Source organism: Streptomyces sp. NPDC059080 (assembly GCF_042739975.1).
Lineage (GTDB): Bacteria > Actinomycetota > Actinomycetes > Streptomycetales > Streptomycetaceae > Streptomyces > Streptomyces benahoarensis.
Map to the genome: position 1 here is coordinate 34,036 of NZ_JBHYGX010000014.1, position 13,248 is coordinate 47,283.

Sequence of the window (13,248 nt, forward strand, 5' to 3'; positions counted from 1 at the left end):
TGGGGCCACCCCCCCCCCCCTCCTGGCCCCGGGGGGCGGGGGGGGGGGGGGGGGGCGGGGGGGCGGGGGGGGGGGGGGCCCCGGGCGGGGGGGGGGGCCCCCCGCGCCGCGTCACATCCAGGGGAGCAGCGTAAGCGCACAGTGTGACTGTCGGCTACGCGCCCTTGTGCGCGAGGTGAACGACGTCGGGGACACCTCGGGCGACAGGCACCTCTTCCGTGCGAACGCGCTGGAAACCGGCATTCCGGAGGGCCTGGTCGAAGGCGGGCGACGGCTGGGCCGACCAGACGGCCAGCACCCCGCCCGCCGTCAGCGCCGCCCGGCAGGCCGCGAGCCCGGCGGGGGAGTAGAGCCCGCCGTTGCCGTCGGTGACGGTCCAGTCCGGCCCGTTGTCGATGTCCAGACACAGCGCGTCGTACGAACCCGGGGCCGCGTCGTCGCGCAGATGGGCCACCAGATCGGCGTGCACGATCGCGGTGCGGGGGTCGGCGAGCGCCCGGCCGGTCAGCGTGGACAGGGGGCCGGTGCGGTGCCAGTCGATCACCGCGGCCTCCCGTTCGACCACCGCGATCCGCCCCCAGCGCTCCTCCACCGCTCTGACCAGCGAAAACCCCACGCCGAGGCCACCGAGCAGCACGGCCGGACGCTCCCGCTCCGACGGCAGACCGGCCAGCGCCGCATCGATCAGCAGCCGCTCGGAGCGGCCGTCGGAGGTGTCCATCAGGAAGCAGCCGTTGGCGATGATCTCGTGGACCGGCGCGCCACCGGAGCCGTCCGCGCCGCCGCGCCGGCGCAGCACCACCTCGCCGTACGGACCCTCGCGGCGGTCCAGCGTGACCGGGCCCTCCGCGGTACCGGCCGGGGTCGGGAAGCTCGGGTCGGGGGGAACGGGAGTCATGCGGCCATCCTGGCCAACCGCGCGGGCACCGGTCCAGCCGATAGTCCGGGCAACGCGGCGGGCCCGCCCCGGGTTGTGCGCCGTGAGGTACTTCACGTGGGGCGGGCGGGCGCGCGGTGAACGGGCGGGCGTCGCCGGGCGTTGAGCATGGCGGGCGTAGGAGGACCAGGACCGAAGGGGAGGGGCGGTGTGGTGAGCGGTGCGGTGAGCGGTGCGGTGCGGTCGGGCCGGTGGGCGTGGCGGTTGCTGCCCGGGCCCCGGGCGACGCCGTTCACCTTCTGGTACGCGTTGCTGCTGATGGGGACCTCGCTCTTCGCGGCGTACGCGGACCCGGTGCGGGTGGCGGAGCTGCTGCGGGGCTCCAGTACCGACGCGGCGCATCTGGCGGCGACGCCGCTGCGGGTGCTGGTGGCGAGCGCGCTGTGGATCGACGGCGGGCTGCTCTCCGGGTTCGCGTGTGCCTTCGTCGTGGTGCTTGCCGGGCTGGAGCGGCGGGTCGGCGCGGTGCGCACCGTCGCGGTCTTCCTCGGCGGCCATGTGCTGGCCACCCTCGCCACGGAGCTGCCGGTGGGCGCCGCCGTCGCCACCGGGGCGCTGCCGCCCGGCGCGGCGCACCGTCTCGACTACGGCATCAGCTACGGCGTGATGACCTGCGCCGGAGCGCTGGCCGGGCTGCTGCCGGGGCGGCTGCGGTGGCCGCTGCTCGGCGGCGCCGGCTACTACGTCACGGCGGACCTGCTGACCTTCGCGGACCCGCTCAGCTCCTGCGGCCACCTCCTCTCCCTCACCCTGGGCGTGACGGCCTGGCCGCTGCTGCGCCGGGGGCGGTCCGGCCCGCGCCCGGTGCGGCTCCACGGGGATCTGGGGCATCCGGCGCTGCGGCGGGTGCCGGGGCGTGCGGTGCCGGTGGCGGGGGTGCGGCGGCGCTGAGCTGGATGCGGGGCGGGCGGCGGGCGGCCCGTCCGCCCGTGCCCCGGGCCGGCCCGGTCACGGCCCGCCCGGGGGCGCGCCGGGCCGCCCCGGAGAGCCGCCCGGGCCAGGCCGAGCCCGCACGGTCCGGGCCGCCGCGTCCGTCCGCCCCTGCCCCGGCCCGCCCCGGTCACGGCCCGCCCGCGCCCGGTTCGCTGCCCTCACCCGCCCCCCGGCGTCCACACGTACGGCGTCGTCGTGGTCACCGCATGGAAGCCGAGGCGGCGCAGGATCGGGGCGCTGGCGTCGGAGGCGTCGACCTGGAGGAGGTCCGCGCCGTGGGCCACGGCGAGCGTGGCGCGGGCGGCGACCAGGGCGCGGTAGACGCCGCGGCCGCGCCAGGCGGGCAGCGTCGAGCCGCCCCACAGGCTCGCGAAACCGGTGCCGGCCTGCAGCACCAGCCAGCCCGCCGAGACCACCTCGCCCCCGGCCTCCGCCACCAGGACGGCGATGCGGTCCGGGGCGGCGGCCACCCGGGCGGTCAGATCGTCGGCCAGCCAGCCGTGGTCGTCGCCCCAGACCGCCGTCTCCATGGCCGCGATGCGCCGCATATCGGCGTCGTCGGTGACCTGGCGCAGCGTGACGCCCTCGGCGAGTACGGGCTCCCCGGCCATCTCCCGGGCGCGGCCGATGAGCACCGTCTCCCGCTCCTCGGGCACGAACCCGGCGGCACGCAGCCGCTCGGGGAGCTCTTCCGGCAGGTCATGGCCGTGGGTCTTCCACTCCACGGCCTCGCCCCGGGCGGCGAACACCGCGCACTGCCGGGCGATCAGCGCATCCAGCGCGGCGCCGCGTACGCCCAGGTCCGGCGGGCCGCTGACGAAGCCGCGGAACTGCCCGGTCAGCCGCGTCAGCAGCCCGTCCCGCTCCGTGGTGACGCCCCGGGGCAGGTCCGGCGGGACGCCCCGCATCCGCTCGTCGTAGGCCGCGAGCAAGCCGTCGATGTCCGTCATGGTTCGACGGTACGAGGGTGGGCAAGCGATTTTCCGTAGCGGCGGGCGGGCCGTGGCGCCCGGTGGGCGCGGTGGCGCGGGTACCGGCCACGGGGGCGTCGCGCCGGACGGCGATCCGCTGATCGCTCACGGCGAACACGGACCGGGGAACATCTCCCCGCTCCCCGGCATTGAGTGGGAATAGCTCAACTTGCCTGCCGAAGGGGAGATCATGGCTTCGTCGTCCCACACGCTCACTCTGCCGGTGCTGCCCCTCGATGACGAGGTGGTCCTGCCCGGGATGGTCGTGCCGCTGGACCTGTCGGACGCGGACGTACGGGCCGCCGTGGAGGCCGCGCAGTCCGCCGCCGTCCAGGGCAACAAGCCGGAGGTGCTGCTTGTGCCCCGGGTCGACGGCACCTACGCGGCGATCGGCACGCTCGGGCGGATCGAGCAGGTCGGCCGGTTGTCCGACGGTGACCCGGGCGCGCTGATCCGCGGGCTGCGCCGGGTGCGTATCGGCTCCGGGACCACCGGCCCGGGGGCCGCACTCTGGGTGGCGGGCAGCGCCGTCGAGGAGACGGTGCCGGGCACCGCCGACGGCGAGGGCGGCCGCACCCTTCCCGGCGCCGTGACCGAGCTCGTCACCGAGTACAAGGCGCTGGCCACCAGCTGGCTGCGCAGGCGCGGTGCCTGGCAGGTCGTCGACCGCGTCCAGCAGATCGAGGACGTCTCCGCCCTCGCCGACAACGCCGGGTACTCGCCGTTCCTCACCACCGAGCAGAAGATCCGGCTGCTGGAGACCACCGACCCGGTCGCCCGGCTGAAGTTCGCCACCGAGACGCTCCGCGACCATCTGGCCGAGCAGGACGTCGCCGAGTCCATCGCCAAGGACGTCCAGGAGGGCGTCGACAAGCAGCAGCGCGAATTCCTGCTGCGGCGGCAGCTGGAGGCGGTCCGCAAGGAGCTGTCCGAGCTGAACGGCGACGCCGACGACGAGAGCGGCGACCACCGCGCCCGCGTCGAGGCCGCCGCGCTCCCCGAGGACGTCCGCAAGGCCGCCCTCAAGGAGGTCGACAAGCTGGAACGCGCCGGCGACCAGAGCCCCGAGGGCCCCTGGATCCGCAACTGGCTCGACACCGTCCTCGAACTGCCCTGGAACGAACGGACCGAGGACGCCTACGACATCACCGGGGCGCGCGCCGTGCTGGACGCGGACCACGCCGGTCTGGAGGACGTCAAGGAGCGGATCACCGAGTACCTGGCGGTCCGCAAGCGGCGCGCCGAACGGGCCGGCGCCGACGATGCCGAGGCCACCACCGGCGGCGGGCGCCGCGCCGGGGGCGCCGTGCTGGCGCTGGTCGGGCCGCCCGGTGTCGGCAAGACCTCGCTCGGCGAGTCCGTCGCCCGGGCCATGGGCCGCTCCTTCGTCCGGGTGGCGCTCGGCGGCGTACGCGACGAGGCGGAGATCCGTGGGCACCGGCGGACGTACGTCGGCGCGCTGCCCGGCCGCATCGTCCGGGCGATCAAGGAAGCCGGTTCGATGAACCCGGTGGTGCTGCTCGACGAGATCGACAAGGTCGGCTCCGACTACCGCGGCGACCCCGCGGCCGCCCTCCTGGAGGTCCTGGACCCGGCGCAGAACCACACCTTCCGCGACCACTACCTGGAGGTCGAACTCGACCTCAGCGACGTGGTGTTCCTCGCCACCGCCAACGTCCTCGAAGCCATCCCCGGGCCGCTGCTGGACCGGATGGAGCTGGTGCGGCTGGACGGCTACACCGAGGACGAGAAGATCGTCATCGCCCGCGACCATCTGCTGCCGCGCCAGCTGGAGCTGGCCGGACTCGCGCCCGGCGAGGTCACCCTCACCGACGACGCGCTGCGCAGCCTGGCCGGGGAGTACACCCGCGAGGCCGGCGTACGGAACCTGGAGCGCGCGGTGGCCCGGCTGCTGCGCAAGGTGGCAGCCCGGCACGAACTGGGCGAGCAGGAGCTGCCGTTCACCGTCGGCGCCGAGGAGCTGCGCCCGCTGATCGGACGGCCGCACCACACCCCGGAGGCGGCGCAGGACCCGGCCGTGCGGCGGACCGCCGTGCCCGGGGTGGTCACCGGACTCGCGGTCACCGGCGCCGGTGGCGATGTGCTGTACGTCGAGGCATCGCTCGCCGACCCGGAGACCGGCGCCTCGGGGCTGACGCTCACCGGTCAGCTCGGCGACGTGATGAAGGAATCGGCGCACATCGCGCTGTCGTTCCTGCGCTCGCGCGGCGCGGAGCTGGAACTTCCGGTCGGCGACCTCAAGGAGCGCGGCGTCCATCTCCACGTACCGGCCGGAGCCGTCCCGAAGGACGGGCCGAGCGCGGGCGTGACGATGACGACCGCGCTGGCCTCGCTGCTCTCCGGCCGTCAGGTGCGGCCGGATGTGGCGATGACCGGTGAGGTGTCGCTGACCGGGCGGGTGCTGCCGGTCGGCGGGATCAAGCAGAAGCTGCTCGCCGCGCACCGTGCGGGCATCACCACGGTGATCATCCCGCAGCGCAACGCACCGGATCTGGACGAGGTCCCCGAGGAGATCCTTCAGACCCTCGACGTACGGCCGGTCACCGATGTGCGCACGGTGCTGGAGCTGGCGCTGACCGACGCAGCCACGCCGGTCCGCGACCCGGCCGCACCGGACGGGGCGGTGCCCGCCGCGGGGTGAGGGACGCGGCGGGCCCTCGCACCGGGGCCCCCCCCCCCCCCCCCCCCCCCCGCGCCCCCCGCGCCCCCGCGCGGCCCCCCCCGGGGGGGGGGGGGGCCCGCGGGGGGGGGGGGCGGGGGGGGGCCCCCCCCCGGGGGGCCCCCCCCCCCGGCGGGGGGGGGGCCCCGTTCGTGCGCGCGGATCAGCCGTTGGCGAGGGCCTGGAGCCGGTCGTACGCGCCGTTGAAGGAGTTGTGGTCCCCGACGTTCGGGCCGGTCGAGGTGTACTGCCAGATGGTGTGGAAGCCCCACCCGCCCGGGAGTTCGCCGACCGACGAGCCGTAGCGTGGCACCCACAGCGGGTTGACGCTGCCGAAGCCGGTGTTGTTGCCGGTGCACTGCTTCCACCAGCTGGTGGAGGTGTAGAGGACCGCGTCCCGGCCGGTGCGCGACTTGTAGGTCGCGAACCAGTCCTTCATCCAGTTGACGAGCCCGGTGGCGGTCATGCCGTAGCAGGTGTCGCCGTACGGGTTGTACTCCATGTCCAGCGCGCCCGGCAGGGTCCTGCCGTCCTTGGACCAGCCGCCGCCGTGGTCGACGAAGTAGGTGGCCTGGGCCGCGCCGCTGGAGGTGTCCGGCGTGGCGAAGTGGTACGCGCCGCGGATCATGCCGATGTTGTACGAGCCGTTGTACTGCTGCGCGAAGGAGGGGTTGGTGTACGTCGTCGACTCCGTCGCCTTGACGTACGCGAACTTCACGCCGCTGTTCCACAGCGCCGACCAGTCGACGCTGCCCTGGTGACCGCTGACGTCGACACCCTCGACCCCGGCGAGCAGCCCGGTCGCCGGGCGGACCGAGCCGGTGCCCTCGTGTGCGGCGATCTGCGATCCGGCCCAGTCCTGGGCGGGGTGGGACGGTTCGGGCGCGTCCTTGGCGGGCGTCGCGGCGGCCGTCGCGCTGCCGGGCAGGCCCAGCAGCAGCGCGAAGAGCGCGAGCAGGGCGCCGGCCACGGTGGCCAGGGAGCGGGTGCGGTGAGGGGAGCCCGACCTGTGCACGAGCATGCGTGCCTCCGGATTTCGTTGAGGTGACCTGAGGGGGGATGACGGGGCCGCGGCGGACCGCGGCCCCGGTGCCACGCGCCGCCGGGCTAAGGCGGCCAAGCGGGCTGCGGGTGCCCCGGTGCGGGGCCGGTGGCGCTGTGGTGGCGTGGGGGGTGGCGCGGGTGGTCGGCGGGGTGCGGGGCGCGGCGGGAGAGCGCCCGCGCGCCCCCCCCCCCCGCCCGCGCGGGCGCCCCCCCCCCCCGCCGGGCGCCCCCCCCCCCCCCCGCCGCGGGGCGCGGCGGAGTGCGGCGGAGTGCGGCGGAGTGCGGTGCGTGGTGCCGGAATTGCAGGTGCCGACGTGCGGGTGCGGAGGTGCTGAGGTGCGGTGCGCGGTGGTGCGGCGTGCGTGGTGCGCGTGGGCGCCCGTCGGTGCGGACGCCGTACGCGGACCGGGATGGCCGGACACCCGATGACTTGGTGTGCCCATGCCAGAAATGACGATACGCGCGTAGACCGCGGCGATAAAAGGGGGATACGGGGCTGCCGTTGGTCTCATCCTGCGAAATACTGGCGGAGCTGCGGCTTCGGCGGCGGCGAACGGAAACTTTTCACGAACGGAAACGCCGGAAAGGGTGCTGACGTGCACAACACCGGAGCCGACGGAGCGGCGGAGCACGGCGACGCGGCGGGTGTGGACCACGTATTCCTCGCCCTGGAACGCGAGTTGGCGGTGTTCCTGCGCCGGGCCCGCGCCTCCTCCGGCGAGCTGGCCCGCGAGGTCCACCCCGACATGGAGCCCGCCGCGTACGGCCTGCTGGTGCGCCTCTCCGACGCCGGGGCGCAGCGCGCCACCGACCTGGCCGGTTACTTCGGCGTCGGCAAGGCGACGATGAGCCGTCAACTGCACGCCCTCGAAGAGCTCGGCCTGGTCACCCGCGAGCCCGACCCCGCCGACGGCCGCGCCGTCCTGGTCCGCCTCACCGACGAGGGCCACGACCGCTACGGCCGGGCCCGCCTCGCCCGCCGCGCCCGCTACGCCCGCCGCCTCGCGGCCTGGGACCGCACCGAGGTCGCCGAACTGAGCCGCCTGCTGCACCGCCTCAACGCCGAACAGGAGGGGGAGGACGGGGCGTAGGGCGTACCCGTGGGGGAGTCCCGCCGTGCGCCGCACCGGGCGGGGCTCCGCACCGGCCGTCCGTTGCCCGCACCGGCCGTCCCCCGCCCCGCGTCCGGCCGTCCCCCGCCCCGCGTCCGGCCGTCCGCTGCCCCGCGTCCGGCCGGGCGTGCCCCGGCCGTCCCGCCCTCACGGCTCCACGTACACCACCGCCGCGTCGTCCCGCGCCTTGCCGCGCGGGTACGCGGCGCCCTCCGGGTCCGCCGCCTCCGCCGCGCGGACCGCATCGATCAGCGCCTGCGGACCGTCGCCGGCCACCAGCGCCGCGCACCCCTGCCAGGAACCCTCGCGGAACACCTCGACCCAGCGCCCGGCGCCGTCGCTGAGCGCCGTCAGCGCGCGCACCTCGGCGCGCGGTGTGCACCCGGTGACCGCGCGGGCGGCGACCGACGGATCGGCCGCCGCCGTGAAGAACCCGCCCTCGGCGTTCCGCAGCGCCTCGACGGAACGTACGTACCGGCGGGCGGCCGCCGTGCGCTCGGCCGAGCCGCGCGGCAGCGCCCGCAGCGCCTCGCGTTCGGCGCGGACCGCCGGGGTCAGCTCGTCGAGCCGCGTGTCGCGCACCGGTGTCACGGAACCGTCCACGCGCGTCAACAGCAGGACCGAGTCGGAGAGTACGAGGTGTTCGACGCTCTCCTCGGACCACCGCACGGCGACCACCGTGGCCTGCGGGGTGCGGGGGTGAGAAAGGTCACACGCCGGCCGGTGAAGGGCGGCCGTACGGGAGATGGCTGCCGCGAGTGCCTCAGTGAGCGTCATGTCCCGGTGCGAAACCGACAGTTCGAGCATCGCGCCCCCGAGCCGCGCGGTGAACCACGGCACCGGATGCGTACACCCGTAGTCGCCCTCGGGCGGGGTCACGCCGTCCAGCAGCACCAAAGTTCCGCCCCGGCCGGACGCGGGCAGAGCGACGGACGCGTAGTCCTCGTTTGGGTGTTGGGGATCGCCCGGTGCGACGGCGAGTTCGATGCGCATGCCGGGCAGTCTGCCGGAGCGGCGGCGAGCGGCGGCGGTGGCGGCGCCGCGCGGGCGGGTGGACGGCGGGCCGGCGTCCGGTGCGCGCGGCGGGGCGCCCCGTGCAGGGGTGCGCGCGGTGCGGGCGGGCATCCTTGCAGGAGCCGACCGGTTCTCCAAACGCACCACAGGGTTACGCCGGGTTGCACCGAGAATCGGCCACGCACGGAAGTTGATGGTCAACTTCCGATTGATGTTCACTCATTCGCGTGGCCGGGCAAGTGTTGCCGAGCCACTGCGCGGAGCCGGTGGAAAGGTCGCTTCCCGAATCATTGGGGGGCGGGCCGGGACATACGTCGCGCCGCGCAAGGCCGGGCTGTTTCCCTTCGCGGAAGCGTGCACTGCTGCGGTTTCGCGCAGGTTCGCCCCGCGAGCGGAAACCGAGCCGGACCCGCGCGCCACACGGCGTGGGCAGGCGAGACAGGAATGCGAGCAGCGGTGCGGAAGAAGCGGCTTCGGGGCAGCGCAGGTAAGCCGGGAACGCCGGCCCGACCGGTCCCGGTACCGGATACGGGCACAGGCCCCGGCCGGGATGCGACGACCGGTGGTGACCCCGCGGGCAGGCGCCCCGCGCGGGTGCGCAACCGTCTGATGGGCGCGGTGGCGGTGGTCGCGGTCGCCGTAGCGGGTGCCGGTGCCCCCGGCATCAGCGCCGCGGTGGACGACACCCACACCAGTCAGCGACTCGTCGAACTGGCACAACTCGACGCGCGGGCGATAGCGCTGTCCCACTCCCTGGCGGACGAGCGCGACACCATGACGTCGTACGTCGCCACCGGGCGTGGCGGGAGCACCGCCGCCGGTTACGAGGCGCTGCGCGCCCGCGTCGACCGGCAGCTGCGCGATCTGCGCGCCGCCTCCCAGGGCGCGTCCGGCGAGACCACGGTCTACGCCGCCGCCGAGAAGCAGCTCTCCGGGCTGCCGCAGATCCGTCAGGAGGCCCTGGCCGGACCGGCGACCGCGCAGTCCACCTACGAGGCGTACACCCGTGCCCTCCAGGCGCTCGGCGCCATCGCCGACGACATCGCCCACTCCCTGCCCGGACGCGCGGACGGCGCCGACGCCGACACCCGGGCGCTGCCCGCGCTGGGCCGCGCCGTCGAACAGGCCGCCGGGACCCGCGCGCTGCTGCTCGCGGCGCTGCGGGCGGGCGGCGAGCAGCCCCAGCTGTCCGCCGCGGCCCAACTCGCCCACCTGCGCGAACAGGGTTCCCTCGCGGACTTCACGCAGGTTGCCGGGGAGAGCACTCAGGACCGCTACGACGCCACGGTCAACGGCGCGGACGTCACCGCCGCCGAGCGGTACCTCACCCGCCTCACCGACCAGCCGCGCATGGACGCCGCCGACGTGGCGCTCAGCCGCTCGCGGGTCCAGGCCACGCTCACCGCCCGGATCGACCTGATGCGCGGCGTCGAATCGGCCCTGGCCACCCAGGAGATCCAGCGCCTCTCCGACCTGCGCGACGACGACGTCACCGCGCTGGAGGTGCGGATCGCCCTGGTCGGCGTCTGCCTGCTGCTCGCGCTCGGCGTCTCGATCTCCGCCGCCCGCTCCATGACCCGCCCGCTGGCCGCGCTGCGGCTCGGCGCCAAGCGGGTCGCCGCGGACCCGGCGCACGAGGAGCCCATCGCCTTCAAGGGCCGCAACGACGAGTTCGCCGCCGCCGTCCGCTCCGTCAACGCGCTGCACGCGCAGGTCGCCGACGTGGCCCGGCGCACCGCCGAGCTGGAGGGCGAGCGCGGCCGGCTGATCAACGCCCGGCAGCGGCTGGCCGACGAGCGCGAGGTGCTCGACGGCGAGCGTGACGCGCTGCGGGCCGAGGTCGGGGAGCTGACCGAGCGGCTGGCGACGCTGCGTACCGGTGTGCACGGCCGGTACGTCAACCTCGCGCTGCGCACCGTCGGCCTGGTCGAGCGTCAGCTCCATGTCATCGAGTCGATGGAGGAGCAGGAGCAGGACCCGGCGGCCCTGGAAACCCTCTTCAAGCTCGACCACTTCGCCGCGCAGATGCGCCGCAACAGCGAGAACCTGCTGGTCCTGGCTGGTACCGAACACGGCACCGGCCACCCGGGCCCGGTGCCGCTGCTGGAGGTGCTGCGCGCCTCGGTCAGCGAGATCGAGCGCTACGACCGGGTGATCATCCAGTCGCTGCCGCCGCATGCGCAGATCGCCGGGTTCGCCGCCGACGACATCAGTCACCTGGTCGCCGAACTCCTGGAGAACGCCACCGCGTTCTCCCCGCCGGAGGCCCATGTCGAGCTGTCCGGCTGGCTGCTGGAGACCGGTGAGCTGATGCTCTCGGTGCAGGACGAGGGCATCGGCATGACCGCCGAACGCCTCGCCGAGCTCAACGAGCGGCTCGCCGACGCGGAGACCGCGTCCACCTCCGAGTCCATCGACGAGGCCCTGGGCCTGGGCCTGTACGTCGTGGTGCGGCTCGCCGCCCGGCACGGCGTCCGGGTGCAGCTGCGGGCCCAGCAGCAGGGCGGCGTCACCGCCGTCGTGGTGCTGCCCGGTTCGATCCTGCCGACCCGACCGGGTCCGGTGAACACCCGCGCGGGTACGCCCGCGTCCGCCGGCCCGGCCCTGCCCGGTTCGGTCGCTGAGGCGAACTCCAACGCGCTCCAGGCGCGGGTGCTGCGCGCCGACCCGTCGGCCCTCCCGAAGCGCGGCGGGGCCCCCGCACAGCCCGCCGTGACCCCCGCCCCGCAGGCCGACCCGCTGGTCGCCGCCGCCGAGCGCGCCGTCGACGCGGCCGGACTCCCGGACCGCGGCGCGCCCACGGACCCGAACCCGGCGGCGCAGGCCCCCACCGGGCCGCAGACGCCGAGGGACCCGCAGGTGGGGGCCCCGCAGGCCCAGGCCCCGGCTCCGCGGACGCAGATAGCTCCGCAGGCGCAGGCTCCGGGCGCGGCGCAGGCTCCGGGCGCGGCGCAGGCTCCGGGCCCGCAGGCGCCCGTCGCCCCCGCCGTCCCGGACGCGGCCTCCGGCCGTCCCGCACCGGCCGGTCCCGTCGCCCCGTACACCGAGGCGCCCGCCGCACCGCAGGCCCAGGTTCCGCAGGCACCGGCCGCACCGCAGGCGCCCGTCGGCGGCAGCCCGTACGGGCCGATGTCGTCCGGCCCCTACGGTGAGCCCGGCACCGGCAGTCACCGTCGTCCGGCGGAGCCCGCGGCACCGGCAGACCCGTACGCCATCGGGCCCGACCAGCACACCCGGCCCGCTCCGGCCGCGGAGCCCGCGCAGGCGGCCGCGCCGCACGCCGAGGCGGCCGCACCGGGCGCCGGGGAGCAGCCCGCGGTGCCCGAGCAGCGCCGTACGGACCTGGGCCTGCCCAAGCGGACGCCCAAGGTCGTGGCGCCGAAGGAGAACGCCGCCGCGCCGCGCAAGACCGGCAAGGCCAACGCGGAGGCGCTGCGCCGACGGCTCGGCGGCTTCCAGCAGGGGGCGCGCTCCGGACGCCGCGAGGTCGAGGCGGAGTTCGGGGGCCGTCCCGAGGGCCCGGGTGGCGCGGCGCAACCCGCCGCGCCGCAGCCCGCCGCGCCGCAGGACCAGGCCGCGCAGCAGACCAGCTCACAGATGGACACCGGCGGTGCGGGGGCCCCGGGGATGAGCCACGTTGTCGAGGAGGCACGCGATTGATGGCCCAAGCGCCCATTGCTCACGGAGCAGGCGGCCGGAGCACCCAGGCCCGGAACCTGCACTGGCTGCTGACCAATCTTGTCGACGAGGTCCCGGGGATTCTCTCCGTCGCCGTCGTCTCCTCCGACGGTCTGCTGCTGCTCTCCTCCGACCCCGGACAGGGTGAGGCGGCGGCGCACACGGAGGGCGGGGGGCCCCGCGGCTCCAGCGCCGACCTGGCCACCATCGTCTCCGGACTGGGCAGCCTCACCTCCGGCGCCGCCAAGCTGATGTCCGGCGGGCTGGTCAAACAGACCATGGTCACCATGGACGAGGGCAGTCTTTTCGTCATGTCGATCAGCGACGGTTCGCTGCTCGGCGTGCACGCCACCCCGGACTGCGACATGAGCATCATCGCCTACCACATGGCGCTCTTCGTCGGCCGGGCCGGACATGTCCTCACCCCCGAACTCCGCAGCGAACTGCGTAAGTCGATGGAGAGCACCCAGTGAGCACCACACCCCAACTCCCCGTGCGCGGCGGGGACCGCAAACCCGCGCGCGTACGACCGTATTCGTTGACCGGCGGCCGGACCCGCTTCGGTCACGTCCTGCTCGTCGAGACGTTCGTGGCGGCGCTCGACGCCCCCAGCGAGCGTCCGGAGCTGACGTCCGGTGGCTGGGGCGACCGGGTCATGCCGGAGATGCGCGCCATCGTGGAGCTGTGCCGCCGGATGCGTTCCGTGGCGGAGATCTCCGCACTGCTCAATATGCCGCTCGGCGTGGTCCGGGTGCTGCTGAGCGACCTCGCCGACCAGGGAAAGATCCGCGTCTACGGCACCGGTCACGGCACTGGCCGGCCCGACCGCGCGCTGCTGGAAAGGGTGCTGAGTGGACTTCACAGGCTCTGACACGATAA

The 13,248-nt window shown here is 75.3% G+C and carries 10 protein-coding genes; 6 read left to right on the plus strand and 4 right to left on the minus strand.

Going from position 1 to position 13,248, the window contains the following annotated elements; translation table 11 throughout:
• Positions 1-154: 154 nt before the first annotated feature.
• The gene (locus tag ACFWWQ_RS14165; protein WP_384595263.1) at positions 155-898 is read right to left on the minus strand and encodes a spermidine synthase; all 744 of its coding nucleotides are present in this window, start codon (positions 896-898) and stop codon (positions 155-157) included.
• Positions 899-1,090: 192 nt separating this feature from the next.
• On the opposite strand from ACFWWQ_RS14165, the gene ACFWWQ_RS14170 reads away from it, so the two are divergent.
• Positions 1,091-1,828, plus strand: coding sequence for a rhomboid-like protein (locus tag ACFWWQ_RS14170; protein WP_384595266.1), 738 nt, complete (start codon positions 1,091-1,093; stop codon positions 1,826-1,828).
• A gap of 200 nt (positions 1,829-2,028) precedes the next feature.
• Here ACFWWQ_RS14170 and ACFWWQ_RS14175 read toward each other — a convergent pair whose 3' ends face one another.
• On the minus strand, positions 2,029-2,820 hold the full coding sequence (locus ACFWWQ_RS14175; RefSeq protein ID WP_384595269.1) for a GNAT family N-acetyltransferase: 792 nt from the start codon (positions 2,818-2,820) through the stop codon (positions 2,029-2,031).
• Positions 2,821-3,031: 211 nt separating this feature from the next.
• Between ACFWWQ_RS14175 and lon the strand changes: the two genes are divergently transcribed.
• Positions 3,032-5,503: an endopeptidase La gene (gene lon, locus ACFWWQ_RS14180; RefSeq protein ID WP_384595272.1), complete on the plus strand. Its 2,472-nt coding sequence runs from the start codon at positions 3,032-3,034 to the stop codon at positions 5,501-5,503.
• Positions 5,504-5,684: 181 nt separating this feature from the next.
• On the opposite strand, the gene ACFWWQ_RS14185 is transcribed toward lon, so the two are convergent.
• Complete coding sequence (locus ACFWWQ_RS14185) at positions 5,685-6,542, minus strand: lysozyme (RefSeq protein WP_384595274.1); 858 nt, start codon at positions 6,540-6,542, stop codon at positions 5,685-5,687.
• 619 nt (positions 6,543-7,161) lie between these two features.
• Here ACFWWQ_RS14185 and ACFWWQ_RS14190 point away from each other — a divergent pair.
• The gene (locus tag ACFWWQ_RS14190) at positions 7,162-7,656 is read left to right on the plus strand and encodes a MarR family winged helix-turn-helix transcriptional regulator (protein ID WP_384595277.1); all 495 of its coding nucleotides are present in this window, start codon (positions 7,162-7,164) and stop codon (positions 7,654-7,656) included.
• Positions 7,657-7,824: 168 nt separating this feature from the next.
• Here the strand turns inward: ACFWWQ_RS14190 and ACFWWQ_RS14195 are convergent, their stop codons facing one another.
• Positions 7,825-8,670 carry a hypothetical protein gene (locus tag ACFWWQ_RS14195; RefSeq protein WP_384595280.1) on the minus strand — a complete coding sequence of 282 codons (846 nt, stop codon included), beginning with the start codon at positions 8,668-8,670 and terminating at the stop codon, positions 7,825-7,827.
• Positions 8,671-9,285: 615 nt separating this feature from the next.
• Here ACFWWQ_RS14195 and ACFWWQ_RS14200 point away from each other — a divergent pair.
• The 3 genes from ACFWWQ_RS14200 to ACFWWQ_RS14210 are packed head-to-tail and all read left to right on the plus strand — an operon-like array spanning position 9,286 to position 13,240.
• Positions 9,286-12,351, plus strand: a complete 3,066-nt coding sequence (locus ACFWWQ_RS14200) for a nitrate- and nitrite sensing domain-containing protein (protein ID WP_384595283.1) — start codon at positions 9,286-9,288, stop codon at positions 12,349-12,351.
• Entirely contained in the window at positions 12,351-12,842 is a 492-nt protein-coding gene (locus ACFWWQ_RS14205; protein ID WP_384595286.1) for a roadblock/LC7 domain-containing protein, read from the plus strand. Before ACFWWQ_RS14200 ends, ACFWWQ_RS14205 begins: the two co-directional genes overlap by 1 nt.
• Complete coding sequence (locus ACFWWQ_RS14210) at positions 12,839-13,240, plus strand: DUF742 domain-containing protein (RefSeq protein ID WP_143943678.1); 402 nt, start codon at positions 12,839-12,841, stop codon at positions 13,238-13,240. Before ACFWWQ_RS14205 ends, ACFWWQ_RS14210 begins: the two co-directional genes overlap by 4 nt.
• The last annotated feature ends 8 nt before the right edge of the window (positions 13,241-13,248 follow it).